The organism is Lautropia dentalis, assembly GCF_003892345.1.
GTDB lineage: Bacteria > Pseudomonadota > Gammaproteobacteria > Burkholderiales > Burkholderiaceae_E > Lautropia > Lautropia dentalis.
This window is the reverse complement of sequence record NZ_RRUE01000001.1, coordinates 673966-693974: the sequence shown is the minus strand read 5'-3', so window position 1 is coordinate 693974 and position 20009 is coordinate 673966. Positions and strand designations below refer to the sequence as shown.

The following is a 20009-nucleotide window of genomic DNA, read 5'->3' as shown; positions in this document are numbered from 1 at the left end:
CTCCTGCGCTTTCATCAGCCGCGGATGCTCAGCACCTGGCTGGCCCGCTGCTCGTTGGCTTCGGCGGTCTGCAGCAGCTTCATCTGCATCTCGAACTGGCGCTGCACCTCGATCATGCCCACCATCGACTCCACCACATTAACATTGCTGCCTTCCACGGCACCCTGCGCCACCCGCACGCTGTCGGAAACGGGCGCCTCGCCCCCTTCCTTCATCCGCATCAGGCCGTCATCGCCCTTCTTCAGATCGGCCAGTTCCGGATCGACCAGTTTCAGTTTCCCGGCCTGGGTGGGCTTCTGTTTGCCGATCTGCACCATCACGGTGCCATCATCGGCCACGTGCACATCGGCCCCGTCCGGAATCGAAATCGGGCCGCCATCACCCAGCACCGTCTGGCCGCGGCGGGTGCGCAGGTTGCCCTGCTCGTCCACCACCATGCCGCCATCACGTGTATAGGCTTCACTGCCATCGGCTGCCTGCACGGCAAACCAGCCACGGTCGCGAATGGCCACATCCATCGGATTGCCGGTCTGGCGGATCGGACCGGACTTCCCGTCGAACCCCGTGGAAGTCTCCACCGCGAACACCCGTGTCGTGGCCGTTCCCTCCTCGCGGATGGGCACGGCGCGCGCCGTCATCAGGTCCGCGCGAAAACCGTCGGTGGATGCGTTGGCCAGGTTGTGCGACAGCGCATCCTGCCGCTCCATCAGCGCCTTGGCGCCCGTCATCGACAGGTAGATCATCCGGTCCATGCCATCACTCCTTCATCAACGCAGGTTGACGATGGTCTGCAGCAGCTGGTCGTGCGTCCGCACCGTCTGCGCATTGGCCTGATACACACGCTGCGCGGTGATCATGTTCACCAGCTCCTGCGTCAGATCCACGTTGGACGACTCCAGTGCTCCCGACTGGATCGTACCCAGCGTACCGGTCTGCGGCGAGCCCACCAGTGGCGCGCCCGAATCGGCCGTCTCGCCCCACTGGTTGCCGCCCAGCGGCTGCAGTCCCTGCGGGTTGGTGAAGTTGGCCAGGGCCACACGACCCTTGCTGACCGTCAAACCGTTGGTGTAGCGCGCCATCAGGCTGCCATCCCGCCCCACCGAAAAGCCCGCCAGCTTGCCCGAGCCATTGCCGTTCTGCTCCTGGTGCGCCACCGTGAAGTTCGTGCCGAACTGGGTGGTGTCACTGAAGTTCAGCGTAATCTTCTGGTTGCCTTGCACATCCGCATCGGCGCCGACTGGCACCGTCACCTCGAAGGGCGACGTCGTGCCACCGTTGGCCTCGGTGTTCAGCGTTCCGTTGGGATTGAACTTCAGCTCGCCCAGCGAAGCGCCTTTATTCATCAGATTGCCATCGACCGTACCGTGCACCGACCAGGTATTGTCGGCCGTCTTGCGGAAGTACAGCGCCATCACATGCTCGCGTCCCAGCGAGTCGAACACGCTCACCGAGGTGCCACCGTCATAGGTCTTGGCGTCGGTCAGATTGAAATCGGTGGCCGGCACCGTGGCCCGCGCATCCACGTTCACGCGGATGGCCGCATTGGTCGTGGCCTTCGGCGAAATGTCGGTGGACTCCAGCTTCAGGTCCTGGGCCGTGCCGTTGGTCACGATCCCGTTCTTGTCCACCGGATAGCCGGTCAGGCGCTTGCCGGAGGCATTGACGATATAGCCGCTCTTGTCCAGCTTGAACTGCCCTTCACGGGTATAGGTGATGCTGCCGTTGTCGGACATGCGGAAGAACCCCCCCCCGTTGATGCCCAGGTCCAGCGAATTGTTGGTGGTGGTGATGGCGCCCTGCGCAAACTGCTGCGCAATGGCCCCCACTTCCACCCCGATGCCGGGCGACACGTTCGACACCCCGTAGACGGTGGTGGCATACACATCGGCAAACTCGGCACGCGAGGCCTTGAAGCCCACCGTACTCGCATTGGCCACGTTGTGGCCAATGGTGTCCAGATGGCGCGCCGCTGCATTCAGGCCGGAAAGCCCCTGCTGAAATGCCATGAATCAGACTCCTTGAAAAATGGCGATCCGTTGAAATGTCGCGCCCGCGATGGGTTACGCGAACCAGAAACTGCAGGCCACCTGGTGAACCGGCATCAGCCGGTCACGAAAGAAGGCAGCCCGTCCAGGTGGGCACTGCATCCTGCCAGACATGACAGACGACCGCCCCGGAAACCGGATACCGTCACGATACCCTGCCTCCCTGCAACCCGATCAAATGATAAGACGGGCTTCTGCCGGCGATACCGGTTTGGCATGGTCCAGTTCGAGCATCGCCCCGGTACTGGTCTGGGCCACCCCGGTCACCGTCACCGGCACCAGCGTCTTCGATTCCACCGCTACCCGGTCATCCAGCGCCGTCACACTCATGCGCATCATGCCGGCAGCCACCGGACGACCGTTCGCATCCTTGCCATCCCAGGCCAGACTGTGTGCCCCGGCTTCCAGATTTTCCAGCGTGTGGCTGTAGACGATCTCGCCACGCTCGTTGGAAATGTCCACCCGTGCCGTGCTGGCCTTGGCATTCAGCTCGAAGCCCAGACGGGTATCTCCCTTCTGCGAACCATCGAACTCGAATTTCTCGCCCGGTGCCAGCACCTTCTTGCCGATCATGCTCACCGACGCCAGCGCCGTGTTCTGTGCCGCACTGGCCGTGAAAGCCGCCATCGACCTGTTCATCGACTCGATCCCGCGCACCGTACTGATCTGCGCCAGCTGCGAAGTCACCTCGGCGTTTTCCATCGGGTTCATCGGATCCTGGTTGCGCATCTGCGCCACCAGCAGCTTCAGGAAGCGATCCTCCGTCCCGTCGGCCGTGCTCTCGTCGTTGATGTTGGCCGTGGCGTTCTTCACCCCGTCCATCAGCCCCGCCGAAGCCGTCACCCCACCGGTATTGTCATCATCGACGGTTTTGTAGTTCTTCGACGTGTCCTCACCCTTCGCCGCGGTGGGCCAGCTCATCACACCCGTCAGACTCTTCAGCATCATGCTCGTCAACCTCTGTATTCCTGATCCTTCATGGCCGTTGTCATCCCGCCGTCAGCAGAACGGCATCGGCAGCGGCACGTCACCACCCATGGCACAACAGCACTCGGGGCACATCAGCACCCAGGTCACATCACCACCCAGGGAAAACAGCGCCTCCGAAAACCTTCCGGCACAGACCGCACATCAGCCCCGGCTCACATGACCATCACTGTCCCAGCGACAGCGTCTTGAGCGCCAGCTGCTGCGCCGTGTTCATCATTTCCACGTTGTTCTGGTACGAACGCGATGCCGAGATCATGTTCACCATCTCCTCGATGACGTTCACGTTGCTGTGCATCACATAGCCCTCGGCATTGGCCGCCGGGTTTTTCGGATCGTAAGTCTGCTTGCCGGGCGTCTGGTCTTCCACCACGTCCACCACCCGCACCCCCATCGAGGCCGATGCCCCGCGGGTAGACCACTGCCGTCCACCGGCAGCCGCCCGTGCCTGTACCAGCGCCGGCTGAAACACCACCTGACGCGCCTTGTAGGCCTCGCCATCCGGCCCCGCCACCGTATCGGCGTTGGCCAGATTGGAAGCCACCGTATTGAGCCGCTGGCTCTGCGCCGACAGCGCACTGCCCGCCAGCGGCAGAATGTTCATCAGGGAAGCCATGCCTGTCCTGCTCCTGTCTGTTGCATCAAACCTGTCAGGGAATGCCCGCCGGACCGTCTCCAGTCCGGTAGCCGTCCCCTCATTCATTCCGGATCAACCGGCCCCGGAAACTCGCCGTCGGTCATTCACCGCCAACCATTCTTTGCCGGCCACTCACTGCCAGCCAATCACCACCGACCGTTCATTGCCAGCCACTCACCGCCAGCCACTCACTGCCGGTCACTTACTAACAACCACTCGCTACCAACCAGTCATCGCCAACCACTCACTGCCGGTCACTCCCCCCGAATGGCCGTCATCATCGTGCGGATGCGACCATTCAGAAAACGCAGGCTGGCCTCATAGCCCACCGCGTTCTGCGAAAACTGCGCCCGCTCCCGATTCAGGTCCACGGTATTGCCGTCCATGCTGGGCTGCTCCGGATTCACATACTTCAGCTCGGGCTGCCCGTTGTGCATCGCGCCCATGCCCATGGCCCGATGCCCCCGGTGCGTCCGTGCCAGGGCCACCGTCGGCAACCCACCTTCCGCAGCCGGCAACGCCTCGCGCATGCCCGAATCGGCCGGCGCCATGCCATTGGCCTCGCGCAGCGTCGCACTGAAATCGAAATCCCGTGCCTTGAAGTTCGGCGTATCGGCATTGGCGATGTTGGACGAAATCGTTTCCTGGCGACTGGCGCGCAGCTGCAGCGCCCTGCCATGAAAATCCAGTGCATCCGTCATCTGTTCGAACATGCGTATCACCCCCGCAAAATAACGTTGCAACCGCAGACCACCGGGACCTGCATCCCGCATCCTTGCCGCAACCGGATGCAGCAAAGCATCATGCTCCACACACCCTGCTGCCGGCAAAGTCGCCAGCACAACGCTTGCACCTCCCGGCAGGCAGAATCCGGCACAGAGCGCCGCCCGGCCCATGGAGCTGTCCTGACCCATTGTCAGGAAGGACATTATCCGCAGCAGCTCACCCCGCCATCGGCGAAACAGCCGGGAAAATCCCCCCTTTCTCCATCACCAGCCCCTGATCCCCTTCCCTATGCTGTTGCATGACAGGACCCCATCCGTCTCCGTACATGCCTTCTGGTTCGTCCCGATGCAGACGCACTCGCAAACTTTTGCAGGGGTTCCTCAACAGATCCGTCGAGGGCTCCTGCCATGGCGCATGGACAACCATCGGCACCCCACCCGCAGGCACCATCATGCGCTTTTTCCGTATCCCAGACAGCACTTCCAGCACCTTCATGAACCAGCTGCCGGCCCAGATCATCCGCCTGCCCCTGCAACTGTCGGCAAGTCTCATGCAGCTGCCCGCACGCCTGTCGCGCTCACTCGACTGTCTGCCCGAGCACACAGCCCGCTTGGAACATCAGGTGGCCAGCGGCTGGCACCAGATACACACCCGGCTCGGACATGCCGGGCTGGATGCCCCCGTCGACTACCTGTTGCACCAGCGCCGCGCCAAACTGCATCGCGTCGCCGTCCTGGGCCTGCTGCTGATGGCCACACTCGGCACCGACGACGTACAGGCACACAGCCAGCCAAGCAGCGCAACGAAACCCCGCCCTGCTGCCGCCGCAATCCCGGTGAGCACATCGGTCCCTCCTCCCTCATCCCCAGCAACAACGGAGCAACGCCTCGACAGATGGCTGCGGCAGCAGCCTGGCTACCCGCGTGGCAAATCCGTCACGACACAGCTCAGTGTCGTCCGTGCACCACGCACCAGCCACCTGCCCCCCTGCCAGCAGACCGAATACTTTCTGGCCGCCGGCGCCCGCCTGTGGGGACGCATCAACGTGGGTGAGCGCTGCACGGCCGGCGCACAATGGACCGCATGGCACGCCGTCCAGCTGCGTGTCCAGGGTCCCGCCCTCGTCGCCCGCCAGCAACTGGCCGCGGGCAGCATGCCGCAACCGGGTGATTTCACCATCCAGCAGGTGGACTGGACCCAGTACCCCTCACCACCGGTTGCCACCAGCACGGTGCTTGCCGGACAGGAACTGCAACGTACACTGACCGCCGGTCAGCCGCTGCGCGCCGAACATCTGCGTACCGCGCCACGCATCCGCAGCGGCGAGACGGTCATGGCCATTGCGCAGGGCGACGGGTTTAGAATCGCCACCGACGCCGTGGCCCTGGCCAGCGCCGGCGAAGGGCAATCCATCCGGGTGCGCACACCTGCCGGGAAGGTGCTGACCGGTCTGGTCGAAGGGAAAAACGTGATAATTTCCCGATAATCGGTCGATTGGTCCTCAAGTTTTCCGGCAAGGGCCCGATAACGCCAGTAGAGAGCGTGCCATGCCCCCACGTGGCACGCACCCATTGGCAAGGAGTCCCTCAATCATGATCACCGGAAAGGCACCTTACATCAGTACCGTGTCCCTGCTGAACCGGCCGGTCAACACGGCCGCGGCCGGCGCAGTATCCGCTCCTGGCGGAGCCGAACCCGACATTTCTCCCGTTGACGGAACCGACAGGGTACATCTGTCGGACCCCGGCCTGAATCTGCTCCCCGAGCAGACGCAGGAAACCGACCCCGCCCGCGCGGAGCGTGTCCAGGCCATCAAGCAGGCCATCGAAGAAAAGCGCTACCACATCGAGAGTCGCAAAATTGCCGACAGGCTTCTGCAGGAGGCTTCCGAACTGCTGGGCACACTCACCGGCTATCCGGAAGATCCTTTCGAGAAGGAAGCCGCTGCGTCAGAATCGGGCCAACCCGGTGAAAAGCCGGAATTCCCCGAGGGCAAGGCCGCCCAGACCCAGAATACCTACGGCAACCCCGCCCGCACCACCCGCAGCTTCCAGGCATGATGCAACGAAACGATCTCGACGGCATTCTCGATCTGCTCAAACGGCAGCAGGCCGCCCTGGCCAGCCAGGCACCCGATGCCGTCGACCGTCTCGATGCAATCCATGAGGAACTGCAGAAGCGTCTGCTGCGCCTGCAGCCGGTTGGCCGCCGCCCCACCCCACTGACCCGGCAGTCGGTCGATGCCCACAAGGTAGCCGACATTGCGCGTCTGCTGGTGGACAACCGTGCGCTGATGATGCGCCTGTCCGATACCAACCGCCGGGCCATCGAAACCCTCTTTAAGACCACGCCCCTGGTCTACACCCGGCACTGAGCGCCCTCCTGCTGCCGTCGTACTGCTTGCGGAAGGCGCCTTTGCACATCCTTCTTGCCGGGGTGCGCCCATCGCTGGAACACGTCTTCGTATCAGCACGTCTTCGCTGCAGTGCGCCTGGGTTGCCAAACGTCTTCGTTGCTGCACGCGCCGCGGACCGGTATGCGATTGCTGCTCAACGCTCACTGAAGTTTTGTTGCCCACGACCTGCGTCGTGGTCAACAAACCTCCAGGGCTAAAACACTTTCCGACAACCGGGCTTCGCCCGCCTGTCAGAAAGTCGTTCACGCCTACCGCGAAGTCGCAGCACTCGCATCCCGCTCCACGTCGCTTGTCCCTGAATGGAGGCATCCGGCAGTCACACGAAAATGGTACCCCTGAAGGATGCACGAAAACTCATGCACCGGGTGCCCACCAGACAGCACAGCGCCACATCGATCGCAATTGCATCCCGGCCCCTGTGTCATATTCAGTGCCTATGAACTGATGATCAGGCGCTCCATTCCCTCGTACCGAAGTCGCAATGCCCGAGCCCGTGAAGTGATATGGGGAATGGGATCTCCTGGCAGAGCCCTGAGTCCGATAACGACCATCAGGCCATCCCGCCCCCTCCGTCGAAGCCGCAATGCCCCGAACCTGTGAAACGGCGTGGGGAGGGGGAGCCTCCTGCGGCGATTTCACGGTAGGCGGCAAACACTTTCTGACGGGCGGGGCGCAGCCCCGGTTGTCGGAAAGTGTCAGCCCGACAAGTTTGTTGACCACGACGCAGGTCGTGGGCAACAAAGTTGGCGTGAGTGTATGAGCCGCAGGAGGCTCCCCCTCCCCGCGCCGCCCCACTCGAAGCCGTCCTTCATGCACAAAGACCGTCACACAAAGCCGCCTTCCATCCAACGAGGCCCACCCAAAGTACGTCTTCGATGCATCAAAGCCTCACATCCACCCCGTAAGCTTCGTCCGCAACCGCGCTACCGCCTGCGTATGCAGCTGCGACACCCGCGACTCCGTTACCCCCAGCACCTCCCCGATCTCCTTCAGCGTCAGCTCTTCCACATAGTAGAGACTCATCAGCAGCCGCTCCCGCTCCGGCAACCCATCGATTGCCTGCACCAGCGCTTCCCGGAAACGCACATCCTCCAGACGGCGCTCCGGCGTCGGCCCCTCGTCCGGCAGCATCTGCTCGTAGCGGTTTTCCTCGTCATCCTCGCCCGCCGCATCCTCAAAATATACCAGCTGCGATCCCTTCGCCGACGAAAGCAGACGCTGATATTCTTCCAGCGACATCTGCAGCTCGTCTGCAATCTCGCGCTCCGAGGCCGGGCGGCCATGACGCTGCTCGATGCTGTGAATCGCCTGCTCGATGCTGCGCTGGTTCCTGCGCACCGAACGCGGCATCCAGTCCGCATTGCGCAGCTCGTCCAGCATGGCGCCCCGTACCCGCTGCATCGCAAAGGTATCGAACTGCACCCCCATGCCGGCGTCGAAGCGTGACACCGCATCCACCAGGCCAATCAGCCCCGCCTGCACCAGATCATCCAGCTCGATGCTGGACGGCAGACGCGACGCCATCTGTACCGCCACCCGCCGCACCATCTTGCCATAGCGTTCGATGACGGAATCGCGATCGAGCGTTCCCCGCGGGGTATACATCGACTGTTTCTCCGTATTCAATGCGCCACCCCACCTGCAGAATCACGCCCGTCCAGCGCCGGCATGCCCGCGCCCGACCAGGAAGTCCATTGAAACTGGGCCAGCTCGGCCAGCGACAGACCCGACCAGGTCCGCAACCCGGCCTCGTCCCGGCAGCTGCCCACCACGATGTCGAGCTGCACACTCAGAAAACGGCGCGTGCAGCCCGCCAGGTTCAGAAAGGTCTCGCGCCCCCGCGCCGCCTGTTCCACATCCGCAAACAGCACACCAAAGCGCCGGATGCCGGTGGTGGCCGCCATGTGCTTGATCTCTGCATACTGGGCCATCATGGCATCGCGCCGGTGGCTCAGGATGAGCAGCAGCCGGTCCCCGCCCTGCGCCTGCACCCAGCGCGCCATTTCCACCGGATCGTCCAGCCAGAACAGCAGCGTGGTGGAACCCGGCAGACCGCCCCCGGCTGCCGCACCGCCCGGAAGCCGCAGCGCTCCCTGCGCTTCCGACGGATGTTCGGCCAGCCAGCGATGCAGGGCCGGACGGTCCAGTACCTGCACCTGGCTGTCCCCCGGCGCCATGCCTGCCGCCATGTCCGCCACGACGCGGCGTGCCTGGGTCTGGGGCACCAGGCACCCGGCCGGAATCAGCGGTGCATGTTCCGTCCGGAACAGCCGCCGCAATCCGGCCGCCTGATCCACGGCCACATCAAACATGGGCGTCCTCGAACAGGTTGCGCATTTCGCTGTCCGTCATTTTCAGGGCGGTGAAGCGCGACACGGTTTTCCGGTCCAGCGCCAGTCCGACCAGCCGGCTGAAATCCACCGCGTGATAGTCTTCCGGCACCCGCTGGCCATCGGCATAGCCCAGCAGCGGCAGCCGGTGACGCACCAGCGCATCCAGACAGGCACCCAGCCCCACGGCTTCATCCACCTTCGACAGCAGCACACCGGCCGTATCACGCGCACCGAAGGCGCCCAGCACCTCCTCGATGCTGCCCGGCTGCGCCGCCGCGTTCATCACCAGCACACGGCGCACCTGCGACACTTCCAGTGCCGAGGTCAGCTGCGACACCCGGTCATCCCGCTGGCCAATACCCGCAGTGTCGATCAGTACCAGCCGGCTCTGCTCATGTTCCTTGAGCAGCTGTTGCAGCACGTCGCGGTCCTGCGCCACCTGCACGGGCACCCCGAGCATCCGGCCAAAGGCGCGCAGCTGTTCCTGCGCACCGATCCGGTACACATCCGCCGTGATCAGTGCCAGCGAACGCGGCCCATGGCGCAGCACATGATGTGCGGCAATTTTTGCAATGCTGGTGGTCTTGCCCACGCCGGTCGGTCCGATCAGGGCAAATACGCCCCCCTCGTCGAACAGCGTTCGCTCACCCTCCACCACCTGCCCCGCCCCGCGGTTGACGCTGGCCAGCGCGCGCATCAGCATCTGGCGCAGCCATTCGTCGGCCTGTGCCTCGGCATAGTCGGCCGGCAGCAGTTCCACCAGGGTACGCGCCAGCGCGGGCGAGAACTGGCAGCCCAGCAGGTTGCGCAGCAACCGCATCTGCCCCGGGCGACGACGGGTGGCCTCGAACCAGCCCGGCCCATCATGAGCCGTCCAGCCTGCCTGCCCTGCGGGCAGCTCACCAGTGCCCGACAGTTCGGACGGCAGCGTGATCGACGGCCAGTCGCCCAGCCCGCCTGCCAGCGTGGACGCCAGCGACAGCGGCGAAGCCTCACCAAATCCGGTCATGGCCGTACCCGGCTGAACCAGACCGGCCTGCGCACCCGATGCGCCCTGCACCGAGCCCGGCAATACGGCTGCCGCCCCCGATACCTGGGCTGCAGCGGCCTGCGACATCAGCGCAGCGTCCACATCATGCCACAGCGCGCGGCGACGCAGACGGCCCATGCCGAGCATGCGGCGCGCCGAATCGACCATCTGCCACAGGCGCGAACGCGGCTGGCGCGCCGCATGGGCGGCCGCTTCGGCCGCGTGATCGGCATACCCGCGCAGAATGGCCGGTGCTGTCGCACCAGCACCAGCACCAGCGGATTGTGTACCAGCAGGTCGTGCACCAGCCGGCTGCGTACCAACCGGTTGCGCACCAGCCGATTGCGTGCCGGCAGGCTGCGCCATGCCAGGCTGCAGAAAACCGGCAGGCTGCAAGCCGGAGGATTGTGCGCCAGGCGCCTGTGCACCAGCCACCGGGGCACCGGAAGGCTGCTTCATCACCGTGGCGCCTGCGCCCTGCCCCGGCATCTGCAGTGCCGACAGGTCGATGGGAATGCCCTGGCGCTGCTGCTCCAGCAGCGCCGCAAAATCCGGTACGCCCACAGCCGGGGGGATGCTCGCCGCCGGCGCCGTCACAGACGAAGCATTTTCCGCCCGCTGCTGCTCGCGCACGCGCTGGAAATCCAGCGTGCTGAGCGGCATGCCGGCCGCAATGTCGGGCAGGGGCGACGCCTGTCCGGGGGTGCTGGTCGCAACAGGCAGCGCGACCGCCTGCGGCTGCACCGAGGTATCGTTGGTCGCAGCGGCCAGACTGCCGTTCTGGCTGTCTGCTGCCCGGACGCTTTCCGCAACGGGTGCCGGCGATCCCACCGGTTCGGCCACGATTTCGTCATTGGCCGCAGCCAGCGTGACGCTGTTGGCGGCGGCCGCCAGATAGTCTGCCACGGGTGCAGCCGGCACCAGCGGCGCAAGGACTGCCGCGGCTTCCTCCGGTGTTTGTGCGGACGTCTCCGCATCGGCTTCGGCCTGACGCCTGCGACGCCCCTTCACACCCCGCGGGGTACGTCCCGGCGGTGTCGCAGCATCCATGCCCTCTGCTGCCGCGGTGACAGCAGCCTTCGTGTCCCTGTCGGCTTCAGCAGGAGAATTCTTCGCTGCATCGGCCTGGAGGGTGGAGCCCATGCCTGCCATGCCCGCATCGTTCCGGGCTGCCGCCACCGAAGCTGCGGTATCCGGCCATGATTCTGCAGCCGGCCTCCCGGCTGTCCGCGGTTCGGAAGCTCTCCCCATCTTTGCCGTTGCCGTCCCCGTCTGCGCAGAAGCAGCGGAAGCAGCGGAAGCCGAAGCAGCAGGGGCGGCAGAGGCCGAAACAGCGGCAGGTGAACCAGCCGCTGCCGGTGCCTGCGCCGCGGTCCTGGCCGCCAGTGCATTGATGCTGGCCGACACCTGGGCAAGCGCCTGCCGGCGGCGCGCCGAGCGGGCCATCGGCACCACCACGGTCACCTGGACCTCATCGCCCACGGCGCCACTGTCCAGAATGTCCACTTCGGCACCGAAGCGGGCTTTGGCCAGGGCGATGGCCTCACGCATGGTGCGGCCACTGAAGGTCATGGTTTTCATCGATTGCTCCCGATCAGATGACCGATACGGATGGTGTGGGTATCAGGAATTTCTGCATGCGCCAGCACGCGCAGGCGGGGGGCGGCCTTGCGGACCATGGCGGCCACCTGCGGACGGATGCGGTCCGGCACCAGCAGGCAGGCGGGTTGTCCCATGGCTTCCTGCTGCTGGCAGATGCGGGCGGCCTCGGTTGCCAGAAAATCGGCCACCGACGGGTCGAGCGCGCCGTTGGAACCGGGACCGAACGACTGCATCAGCAGTGATTCCAGCGCCGGATCGAGCGCCACCACCGACAGGTCGGGCACCGGCCCAAAAATGCCCTGCACGATGGCCGGCGCCAGCGAGACGCGCACCTCGCGGGTCAGTTCGGCCGGATCCTGGATTTTCGCGCCATGTTCGGCCAGCGACTCGACGATGGATTTCAGGTCGCGAATGTGCACCGATTCTTCCAGCAGGTTCTGCAGCACACGCTGGAATGCCGGTACCGGCACCAGCTTGGGCACCACCTCTTCCACCAGCTTCGGCGCATACTGCGACAGATGGTCGAGCAGCTGCTGCACCTCGCCCCGGCCCAGCAGGCGCCACGCGTACATCTGCATCAGGTGATGCAGGTGCGTGGCCACCACGGTGGAGGCATCCACCACGGTGTAGCCCGAAGCCTGTGCCATGTCCTTTTCGGAGGGCTGAATCCAGTACGCATTCAGGCCAAAGGCCGGATCGCGCGTGGCCATGCCATTGAGGCGCACATCCGCATGCCCCGGGTCGATGGCCAGCCACATGCCCGGCCAGGCCTCGCCGCTGCCCACCGTCACCCCCTTGAGGCCAATGCGGTAGCTGTTCGGACGCAGGTCCAGCTGGTCCCGCACATGCACCGGCGGCGGCAGGAAACCGATTTCCTGGGCAAACTTGCGCCGTACGCCCTTGATGCGCATCAGCAGATCACCACCACTGTCCTTGTCCACCAGCTGGATCAGCTTGTAGCCCACCTCCAGGCTGAGAATGTCCACCGGCTGCACGTCTTCCCAGGTGGCATCACCCTCGCCCGCCGCAGCAGGTTTGACCTCTTCGGCCGTCTCCGGTCTGGTGCGCGCAGCCACCGACAGCCTGAACGACACATAGCCCAGCATGGCCGCCAGTGACAGGAAGGCAATGTGCGGCATGCCCGGAATCAGCCCCAGCACGCCCACGATCAGCGCCACCAGGCCCAGCGCCCGCGGCAGCGAGAACAGCTGGCTGGCAATCTGTTTGCCGATGTCGTCACTGCCATCACCCACACGGGAAACCAGCAGGCCGGCCGCCACGGAAATGACCAGCGACGGCACCTGCGCCACCAGCGCATCCCCGATGGCCAGCAGCACATAATTGTTGGCAGCCGTGGCCACGGGCAGGTTGTGCTGCACCACGCCGATGATCAGGCCGCCCACCAGGTTGATGACCAGAATCAGGATGCTGGCAATGGCATCGCCCCGCACGAACTTGGACGCACCGTCCATCGAACCGTAGAAATCGGCTTCGCGGCTCACTTCCTGCCGGCGGCGACGGGCCTCGGCCTGGTCGATCTGGCCGGCGTTGAGATCGGCATCGATGGCCATCTGCTTGCCGGGCATGGCATCCAGCGCAAAGCGGGCAGACACCTCAGCAATACGGCCGGCCCCCTTGGTCACCACCATGAAGTTGATGACGGTCAGGATGGCAAACACGATGATCCCCACCGCGTAATTGCCGCCGATCAGGAAGTTGGCAAAGGCCTCGATCACCTTGCCGGCCGCATCGGTGCCGGTATGGCCGTACATCAGCACGGCACGCGTGGAAGCCACGCTCAGCGACAGACGCATCAGCGTGGTGACCAGCAGCACGGTCGGGAACACCGCAAAATCCAGCGCCTTCACCGTGTACACCGCCACCAGCAGCACCAGCAGCGAGGAGGCAATATTGAAGGTGAACAGAAAATCGAGCACCGGTGCCGGCAGCGGCAGCAGCATCATGGCCAGCACCACCACCGCCAGCATCGGCACGGCCAGCGACGACACCGGTGGCAGCGGCACCTCCTGGCCGGCAATGCGCAGCTGGGTGGGCAGACGGAAGCGGGCCCTGCCCCCTCCCATGCCCTGGCTGCTCTCGATCAATGGCGCACTCATGCGTCTTCACCCTTTCCTGAATACTTCGGATCCATCTCCGCCGGTACCGGCAGGTCCACGGGCTCGGCCGGCGGCGCCGAGCGGCCCGGTACCCAGCGCCGGAGCTGGTACACATAGACGAGCACCTGGGCCACGGCCACATACAGGGCCTGCGGGATCTCCTGATCGAGTTCCACGTGGGCGTACAGGGCACGGGCCAGGGGCGGTGCCGACAGTACCGGCACCCCGGACTCCCGGGCCAGGGCCTGGATGCGCATGGCCAGTTCATCCAGCCCCTTGGCCACCACGCGCGGCGCCCCCCCGGCTGCCTCGTCATAACGGATTGCCACCGCATAATGCGTCGGGTTGACCACCACGATGTCGGCCGATGGGACCGCCGACAGCATCCGCCGACGAGCGGCCTCACGCTGTCGCGAACGGATCTGTCCCTTGAGCTGGGGGTCCCCTTCCGACTCGCGGTGCTCGCGCTTCAGCTCGTCGCGGGTCATGCGCAGGTCGGCCCGGTGGCGGAACCACTGGAACGGCACGTCGAACAGCGCCAGCCCGAAGAGCAGCATCAACAGCAGGCCCAGCCCGCCCGTCACCAGCGACATGGCCTCGCCGGTGGCACCGGCCAGACGGTCCGCGTGGGAAAGCGCCGCAAAGGCAGGAAAACGGTCGCTCACATACCAGCTGCCGATGGCCCCCAGCAAACTGGCCAGCAGCGCCAGCTTCAGGAACTCGACCAGGTTGCGCAGCGAGAAGATGCGCTTGAGGCCCCCCATCGGATTGAGCCGGGAGGGTTTGACGCCCAGCGCCTTGAAGGCGAGGTTGAAACCGCCCGGAATGGTGCTGGCCGCAATGGCGGCCGCACAGACGGAGAGAAGAATGACCAGCACCCGCCAGCCCAGCGCGCCGAAGTGGGCCAGCACCGGCTGCAGGGCATCCAGAAAATGCGCCCGTACCTGCCCGTCGAAGGCAAAGGTGCTGGCCATCAGCCGACGCGTGCCTGCGGCCAGCGACGGCCCCATCATCACCAGCGTGCCGATGCCCGCAGCCATCACCAGCAGATGGGCGGCATCCCGCGAACGCGGGACGTTACCCTCCTGGCGCGCCTGTTGCAGGCGCTTCTCGGAGGCGGGTAACTGGCGGTCTTCCTTGCTGGTCTCGGCCATCGGGCAGGCAGGCTTGCATGAAACGAAGCTGCATTATCGACAGCAGGCCGATATTCCGGTGTCTCGATAAAACCGGGGAAAATCAGGAGTTTCCGGTCAGGATGCCGCGAACGGACCACCGCCCCCGACCGGTGGTCCCGGACATCCGCAAGTCAGGGCTTCGATGCGGCCGGGGCGGGTTCGGCCGGCAGGGCCGGCTTCGCAGCCCCTACCGTCGCCGCATTCTGGATGCTCTGCGTGGCGCTTTCCACATCGGACGTGGTGACCTCGGTACCCGACAGGATGCGGGCCTGGGCTTCTTCATTGAGCACCACGATGGCGATGCGGCGGTTCATCGGGTCGTTGGGATTTTCCTTCACCAGCGGCACCACCGGCCCCAGCCCCTGCACGCGCAGCACCTTGTCCGGCGCAAGGCCCCCCAGTACCAGCTCCCGGCGTGAGGAGTTGGCCCGCTCGGTGGACAGTTCCCAGTTGGAGTAGCCCCCGGTGGCTCCACCCGAATACGGCGTGGCATCGGTATGGCCGCTCAGGCTGATGGGGTTTTCCACGTCGTTGAGCAGCTTGCCGATGGTGCGCATCAGCTCACGCATCTGCGGCGACAGCACCGTGCTCTTGCCCGAAGCAAAGAGCGGCTTCCTGTTCGCATCGACGATCTGGATGGACAGGCCGTCCACCGTCATTTCCAGCCGGATCTGGTCCCGCAGGGCCTCCAGGGCCGGCACCTTCATGATGGATGCCTCCAGCCGCTCCTTGAGCTTCTGCAGCTTCACATCCTTCTTTTTGTCCTTGCCTTTCGTGATGCCCTTGTTGACCTGGCCATCCTTGCGGGTCAGGTCGGTACCGCCGCCGGGCACCGGCGCCGTGGCGTCCCCCACGCCGGCGCCGCCGATCAGCGACAGCTTCAGCGGCTGCTGGAAGTATTCGGAAATGCCCTTCAGGGTATTTTCACTGGCCGAGCTGAGCAGCCACATCAGCAGGAAGAAGGCCATCATGGCCGTCACGAAGTCGGCGTAGGCAATTTTCCAGGCGCCGCCATGGTGTCCATGGCCGCCCTTCTTGATCCGCTTGATGACGATCGGCTGTACTTTCTTTCCGGCGGGGCCCGACATGGCTCATGCCCTCTTCTGCTTGACGTGACCTTCCAGCTCGGCAAAGTTGGGGCGCTCGGTGGAATACAGCACCTTGCGGCCGAACTCCACGCAGATGGCCGGTGCATAACCCTGCATGCTGGCCAGCAGCACCACCTTCACGCACTGCAGTTCCTTGCCGGCCTCGTTGGTTTTCTGCGCCAGAATGTCGGCCAGCGGACCGATGAAGCCATACGACAGCAGAATGCCCAGGAAGGTCCCCACCAGCGCGTGCGCAATCATCTCGCCCAGAATGGCCGGAGGCTGGCCCACCGAGCCCATGGTGTGCACCACGCCCATCACGGCCGCCACGATCCCGAAGGCCGGCAGGCCGTCGGCCATTTTCTGGATGGAGTGCGAGGGCACCATGGCCTCATGGTGGTGGGTTTCCATTTCGTTGTCCATCAGGTTCTCGATTTCCAGGGCATTGAGGTTGCCGGAAATCATCATCCGCAGATAATCGGTGACGAACTCGATGAGATGGTGGTCGGCCAGCAGTTCGGGGTAACGGGTGAACAGCGGGCTGCTCTCGGGCTGTTCGACATCGTTCTCGATGGCCATCAGGCCCTCTTTCCGGGCCTTGGTGAGGATGTCGTAGAGCATGGCCATGACCGACAGGTAGCGCTCCTTGGTGTATTTGGAGCCCTTGAAGGCGGCGGGGATGGCCCCCATGGCAGCCTTCAGGTCCTTGCCGGGGTTGGCCACGATGAACGCGCCGAAGGCGGCGCCACCGATCATCAGCAGTTCCAGGGGCTGGAACAGGGCGCCGATGTGTCCGCCTGCCATGGCGTAGCCGCCAATGACGGAGCCCACCACTACGATGTATCCGATGATGACAAACATGCTGTGTTTCCCTTGACTGGTTCACGCCGGGCCGGGGCCGGGCGCTCTCCCTCTTTTCGGACGATGGCGGGCATTCTTGAGGCAGGCAGCCGCGGGTGGCAGGGGGAGCGGCCAGACGGACGGTTTGTGGCGCCTTGAGGCATGGGGAGCGTGAGGGATGCCCTTCCCCGTACCGCTTCTCAAGCTCGTACACCACGACTCCGGCCATACCGGCGAAAGGATTTATCCCTGAGCCAGCCCCTGATCTGTGAGCCATGGCACCTGATGGACAGTATCGGTAGAATGGGCGGCTGGTCGGGTTACCCAGCCTTCGGCCCACATCCCCGGAACGACGTCATGATCACCAGTCTGCGGTTATCCAACTTTGGCCCCCTGTCATCCATCCAGTGGGATGGGCTTGGCAGAATCAATCTGGTCATCGGCAGCAATGGGAGCGGCAAGACCTTTCTGCTGAAGGCCATTTATGCAAGCCTTCGGACGCTGGAGGAGTACCGGCGGGGCAACGAGCAGCGCACGGCGCCGGAGATTCTTGCCGACAGGCTGTACTGGACATTCCAGGCGGAAAGGATCGGGGATCTGGTCACCCGGGGCTCAGCCGCCCCCCTGAAAAGCCACGTCAGCATCGATGGCCATGACTTCGTCTATGGCTTCGGCAGGGAAACCACGCGCCAGATTTCTTCGCTGGAAAATCACGTTGCGCCACGCAGCAGCAATTCCGTATTCCTGCCTGCCAAGGAAGTTCTGTCGTTGCACCAGATCATCCTGAAGTCGCGGGAGCAGGACCGCGCCTTTGGTTTCGATGACACCTACTTCGACCTTGCCAGGGCACTGCGCATTACCCCCACCCGTGGCAATGACTATCGGGCATTCTCAAAATCAAGAAAGGATCTGGAAAAGATACTGGGCGGCTCGATTGAATACGACGAAGGATCGGGACGCTGGATTTTCGTGAAGGGCCGCAACCGGTTTCCCATTGGCGTCACGGCAGAAGGCATCAAGAAAATTGCCATTCTGGACACACTCCTGGGAAACAGGTACCTGGACAACCACTCCATCGTCCTGATCGATGAGCCAGAGTCGGCGCTGCACCCCTCGGCCATTTCCCGGCTGCTCGACATCATTGCCGCGCTGGCAGAAGCTGGCCTTCAGTTCTTCCTGGCCAGCCACTCCTATTTCGTGGTCAAGAAGCTGCTGCTCATTGCACAGGAACGCAGCTGGTCCATTCCGGTGCTGTCCGGTGAGGAGCACGCCGGAGACACCATCTGGAACCAGAATGACCTCATGGAAGGCATGCCGGACAACCAGATCATTGACGAGTCCGTTCGGCTCTATCAACAGGAAGTGGAGCTGGCACTGCAATGAGTTCGCTCACCATCCACGAGTCCGGCATGGCATTTGGTCCATTCCCGGCTGGGCAGTGCTTTCATATCGAACGAAGTCACTGCTACAGACAGATCCAGAATGGCATCCAGATCGCGGAGTTCCTGCTCCTGCGCAGACAGCAAGCCGGAACCTCCCTGTGGGTCGTGGAAGCAAAGTCAAGCAGCCCCCGGCCAGAGACCTTGTGATTCCCCACATCTTTGATCACATGGACATTCCCAGAACGATGTCATCAAGCCGGCGCATCCCCTTCCAGATAACCTCGTTCCCCGGTGGCCTGTCATTCTTTCTGGCCAGATAGCCGCCAAGGCGCGCCACCAGGATCACGCAGTCATGCAGCGTCTCTGGCTCAGGCACCTTGTTCTTCCAGCGTACCGTCACCAGCGCCTTCAGAGCCCGGATCTCCTGCTCCGTGAACACCACCCTCGGGTCGGCCTCGGGTTCAAGGCGATTGAGCATCGTCATCCACATCAGCCGCCATGACAGAATGCAGTACACCGCCATCAGGTTGCTCAACCGTTCTGCGGTGCGAAGCTGCGCGTCCTCGGCCTTGCAGCCCGATTTCATCACCTTGAAGAACGTCTCGATGTTCCAGCGCATCGCATACCAGTCCAGCTTCTCGATGGCCTGCTCGCGCGACTGAACCGGCAGATCCGTGATCAGCTTCCAGCTCAGGGGCTTGCGATTGAGCGGCGCGCCTCGCTCCGTGGCGTGCAGTACCGTCAGCGTCAGCTCGGGCAACTCCTTGTGCTTCTGCGGCGGCCGTATCCGCAGACGCCGATGACGCAGCGTCATGGTCGCCTCGTGCGCATGGCCCCAACGATCACGAAAGAACACCCGGTGCAGGCCCTTGACCGGCGCGTCGGCCATCTCCTCTTCCACTGTCTGCTGGCCGTTACCTGTCGGGCGATCCGTGCTGGTGCGCACCAGGAAATGTGTGCCCAGCTCCCTGGCCGCGTAAAACAGCGCGTAGATGTCGCTTTCGCGGTCCGCGATGTGCACGCATCGCCCGGACTCCGCCTGCAGCAACGCCGTGGCCTGCTGCAGCCCCTCGACCCAGCGATGACTTTCCCTGTCCTCGACACGCTTGCGCGCGGCCCTGCCTGCTGCCTGATCCTTGCTGAATTCCTGCCGGTTCCAGAACTGCAGCGCACACAGCCCCAGGGGCAGCGCATCCTGCGTGATGGCCAGACTCGCGTGCATCAGCATCCCGCAGATCCGCGTCTCCTCCTCGGCTCCCGCCAGCCTGCCCAAAAAACCCACATCCTCTGGATACAGCCGATCAAACGTGAACGAGGTTGTATCGTGCAGCACCAGAATCTGCCCCTCGCTTTGTTGCACGCGACGCCGTGTGGCCTGCAGGTGCCCCGAAATGATCGCCTGGACGTCCACCCGATCATTGGACAGCATCCGGTACGCTGCTTTCGTCGCAGCCCAATCCTCGAACGAGGACGGAATCGAGTTGGTCACGTCCTTGCCGAGATGACGCATGATCTCGCCCAGGCGTGCCTTCAGACGCGCATCCGGCATCTGCGCGCCACTGATCTCTTCGTCAACCCACTGGGTACCCAGATCCTGCACTTCAACCTCTGTCCGATCTGCCTTGCCCATT

Annotated in this window: 18 protein-coding genes; 4 read left to right on the top strand and 14 right to left on the bottom strand. The window is 64.1% G+C overall.

The features are described 5' to 3' along the window. Positions 1–14: 14 nt before the first annotated feature. The 6 genes from flgF to EHV23_RS15480 all read right to left on the bottom strand — a co-directional run bounded on the left by flgF (position 15) and on the right by EHV23_RS15480 (position 4890). Positions 15–752, bottom strand: a complete 738-nt coding sequence (flgF, locus tag EHV23_RS02710) for a flagellar basal-body rod protein FlgF (RefSeq protein WP_125094604.1) — start codon at positions 750–752, stop codon at positions 15–17. Between the two features lie 15 nt (positions 753–767). Beyond that, positions 768–2006, bottom strand: a complete 1239-nt coding sequence (gene flgE, locus EHV23_RS02705; RefSeq protein ID WP_125094603.1) for a flagellar hook protein FlgE — start codon at positions 2004–2006, stop codon at positions 768–770. Between the two features lie 213 nt (positions 2007–2219). Then, positions 2220–2993 carry a flagellar hook assembly protein FlgD gene (locus EHV23_RS02700; protein ID WP_125094602.1) on the bottom strand — a complete coding sequence of 258 codons (774 nt, stop codon included), beginning with the start codon at positions 2991–2993 and terminating at the stop codon, positions 2220–2222. 205 nt (positions 2994–3198) lie between these two features. Next, positions 3199–3648 carry a flagellar basal body rod protein FlgC gene (gene flgC, locus EHV23_RS02695; RefSeq protein WP_125094601.1) on the bottom strand — a complete coding sequence of 150 codons (450 nt, stop codon included), beginning with the start codon at positions 3646–3648 and terminating at the stop codon, positions 3199–3201. A 275-nt stretch (positions 3649–3923) separates the two neighbouring features. Continuing rightward, on the bottom strand, positions 3924–4382 hold the full coding sequence (gene flgB / locus EHV23_RS02690; RefSeq protein ID WP_125094600.1) for a flagellar basal body rod protein FlgB: 459 nt from the start codon (positions 4380–4382) through the stop codon (positions 3924–3926). A 229-nt stretch (positions 4383–4611) separates the two neighbouring features. Then, positions 4612–4890, bottom strand: coding sequence for a hypothetical protein (locus EHV23_RS15480; RefSeq protein WP_203228856.1), 279 nt, complete (start codon positions 4888–4890; stop codon positions 4612–4614). Between EHV23_RS15480 and flgA the strand changes: the two genes are divergently transcribed. The 3 genes from flgA to EHV23_RS02675 all read left to right on the top strand — a co-directional run bounded on the left by flgA (position 4889) and on the right by EHV23_RS02675 (position 6769). Beyond that, positions 4889–5881 (top strand): flagellar basal body P-ring formation chaperone FlgA, encoded by a 993-nt coding sequence (gene flgA / locus EHV23_RS02685; RefSeq protein ID WP_158615804.1) that lies wholly within the window; start codon positions 4889–4891, stop codon positions 5879–5881. The genes EHV23_RS15480 and flgA overlap by 2 nt on opposite strands. 106 nt (positions 5882–5987) lie before the next feature. Further along, positions 5988–6455 (top strand): flagellar biosynthesis anti-sigma factor FlgM, encoded by a 468-nt coding sequence (flgM, locus tag EHV23_RS02680; protein WP_158615803.1) that lies wholly within the window; start codon positions 5988–5990, stop codon positions 6453–6455. Beyond that, a complete protein-coding gene (locus tag EHV23_RS02675; RefSeq protein ID WP_125094597.1) occupies positions 6452–6769 on the top strand; it encodes a hypothetical protein in 318 nt (105 codons plus the stop codon). The genes flgM and EHV23_RS02675 overlap by 4 nt, the downstream gene beginning before the upstream one ends. Before the next feature lie 930 nt (positions 6770–7699). Here EHV23_RS02675 and EHV23_RS02670 read toward each other — a convergent pair. From EHV23_RS02670 to motA, 7 genes are all read right to left on the bottom strand, one after another. Beyond that, positions 7700–8416, bottom strand: a complete 717-nt coding sequence (locus EHV23_RS02670) for an RNA polymerase sigma factor FliA (protein WP_125094596.1) — start codon at positions 8414–8416, stop codon at positions 7700–7702. 17 nt (positions 8417–8433) lie between these two features. Then, a complete protein-coding gene (locus tag EHV23_RS02665) occupies positions 8434–9123 on the bottom strand; it encodes a P-loop NTPase family protein (protein WP_125094595.1) in 690 nt (229 codons plus the stop codon). Further along, positions 9116–11755 carry a hypothetical protein gene (locus EHV23_RS02660; protein WP_125094594.1) on the bottom strand — a complete coding sequence of 880 codons (2640 nt, stop codon included), beginning with the start codon at positions 11753–11755 and terminating at the stop codon, positions 9116–9118. Before EHV23_RS02660 ends, EHV23_RS02665 begins: the two co-directional genes overlap by 8 nt. Then, complete coding sequence (flhA, locus tag EHV23_RS02655) at positions 11752–13893, bottom strand: flagellar biosynthesis protein FlhA (protein WP_125094593.1); 2142 nt, start codon at positions 13891–13893, stop codon at positions 11752–11754. Before flhA ends, EHV23_RS02660 begins: the two co-directional genes overlap by 4 nt. Then, positions 13890–15047, bottom strand: coding sequence for an EscU/YscU/HrcU family type III secretion system export apparatus switch protein (locus EHV23_RS02650; RefSeq protein WP_125094592.1), 1158 nt, complete (start codon positions 15045–15047; stop codon positions 13890–13892). The genes flhA and EHV23_RS02650 overlap by 4 nt, the downstream gene beginning before the upstream one ends. Before the next feature lie 152 nt (positions 15048–15199). Next, positions 15200–16156: a flagellar motor protein MotB gene (gene motB / locus EHV23_RS02645; protein WP_125094591.1), complete on the bottom strand. Its 957-nt coding sequence runs from the start codon at positions 16154–16156 to the stop codon at positions 15200–15202. A 3-nt stretch (positions 16157–16159) separates the two neighbouring features. Further along, positions 16160–17017 (bottom strand): flagellar motor stator protein MotA, encoded by an 858-nt coding sequence (gene motA, locus EHV23_RS02640; RefSeq protein ID WP_125094590.1) that lies wholly within the window; start codon positions 17015–17017, stop codon positions 16160–16162. 336 nt (positions 17018–17353) lie between these two features. Between motA and EHV23_RS02635 the strand changes: the two genes are divergently transcribed. Then, a complete protein-coding gene (locus EHV23_RS02635; RefSeq protein WP_125095474.1) occupies positions 17354–18379 on the top strand; it encodes an ATP-binding protein in 1026 nt (341 codons plus the stop codon). 222 nt (positions 18380–18601) lie between these two features. Here the strand turns inward: EHV23_RS02635 and EHV23_RS02630 are convergent, their stop codons facing one another. Further along, the gene (locus tag EHV23_RS02630) at positions 18602–20008 is read right to left on the bottom strand and encodes an IS4 family transposase (RefSeq protein WP_125094589.1); all 1407 of its coding nucleotides are present in this window, start codon (positions 20006–20008) and stop codon (positions 18602–18604) included. Position 20009: the final 1 nt, after the last annotated feature.

Bases quoted from the DNA above. Each gene is read 5' to 3' on its own strand.
- flgM (WP_158615803.1), top strand. From the start codon at position 5,988: ATGATCACCGGAAAGGCACCTTACATCAGTACCGTGTCCCTGCTGAAC.
- EHV23_RS15480 (WP_203228856.1), bottom strand. From the start codon at position 4,890: ATGAAGGTGCTGGAAGTGCTGTCTGGGATACGGAAAAAGCGCATGATG.
- flgA (WP_158615804.1), top strand. From the start codon at position 4,889: ATGAACCAGCTGCCGGCCCAGATCATCCGCCTGCCCCTGCAACTGTCG.
- flgE (WP_125094603.1), bottom strand. From the start codon at position 2,006: ATGGCATTTCAGCAGGGGCTTTCCGGCCTGAATGCAGCGGCGCGCCAT.
- EHV23_RS02630 (WP_125094589.1), bottom strand. From the start codon at position 20,008: ATGGGCAAGGCAGATCGGACAGAGGTTGAAGTGCAGGATCTGGGTACC.
- EHV23_RS02700 (WP_125094602.1), bottom strand. From the start codon at position 2,993: ATGATGCTGAAGAGTCTGACGGGTGTGATGAGCTGGCCCACCGCGGCG.
- flgB (WP_125094600.1), bottom strand. From the start codon at position 4,382: ATGTTCGAACAGATGACGGATGCACTGGATTTTCATGGCAGGGCGCTG.
- flhA (WP_125094593.1), bottom strand. From the start codon at position 13,893: ATGAGTGCGCCATTGATCGAGAGCAGCCAGGGCATGGGAGGGGGCAGG.
- EHV23_RS02660 (WP_125094594.1), bottom strand. From the start codon at position 11,755: ATGAAAACCATGACCTTCAGTGGCCGCACCATGCGTGAGGCCATCGCC.
- EHV23_RS02650 (WP_125094592.1), bottom strand. From the start codon at position 15,047: ATGGCCGAGACCAGCAAGGAAGACCGCCAGTTACCCGCCTCCGAGAAG.
- motA (WP_125094590.1), bottom strand. From the start codon at position 17,017: ATGTTTGTCATCATCGGATACATCGTAGTGGTGGGCTCCGTCATTGGC.
- EHV23_RS02665 (WP_125094595.1), bottom strand. From the start codon at position 9,123: ATGTTTGATGTGGCCGTGGATCAGGCGGCCGGATTGCGGCGGCTGTTC.
- flgC (WP_125094601.1), bottom strand. From the start codon at position 3,648: ATGGCTTCCCTGATGAACATTCTGCCGCTGGCGGGCAGTGCGCTGTCG.
- EHV23_RS02675 (WP_125094597.1), top strand. From the start codon at position 6,452: ATGATGCAACGAAACGATCTCGACGGCATTCTCGATCTGCTCAAACGG.
- EHV23_RS02670 (WP_125094596.1), bottom strand. From the start codon at position 8,416: ATGTATACCCCGCGGGGAACGCTCGATCGCGATTCCGTCATCGAACGC.
- EHV23_RS02635 (WP_125095474.1), top strand. From the start codon at position 17,354: ATGATCACCAGTCTGCGGTTATCCAACTTTGGCCCCCTGTCATCCATC.
- motB (WP_125094591.1), bottom strand. From the start codon at position 16,156: ATGTCGGGCCCCGCCGGAAAGAAAGTACAGCCGATCGTCATCAAGCGG.
- flgF (WP_125094604.1), bottom strand. From the start codon at position 752: ATGGACCGGATGATCTACCTGTCGATGACGGGCGCCAAGGCGCTGATG.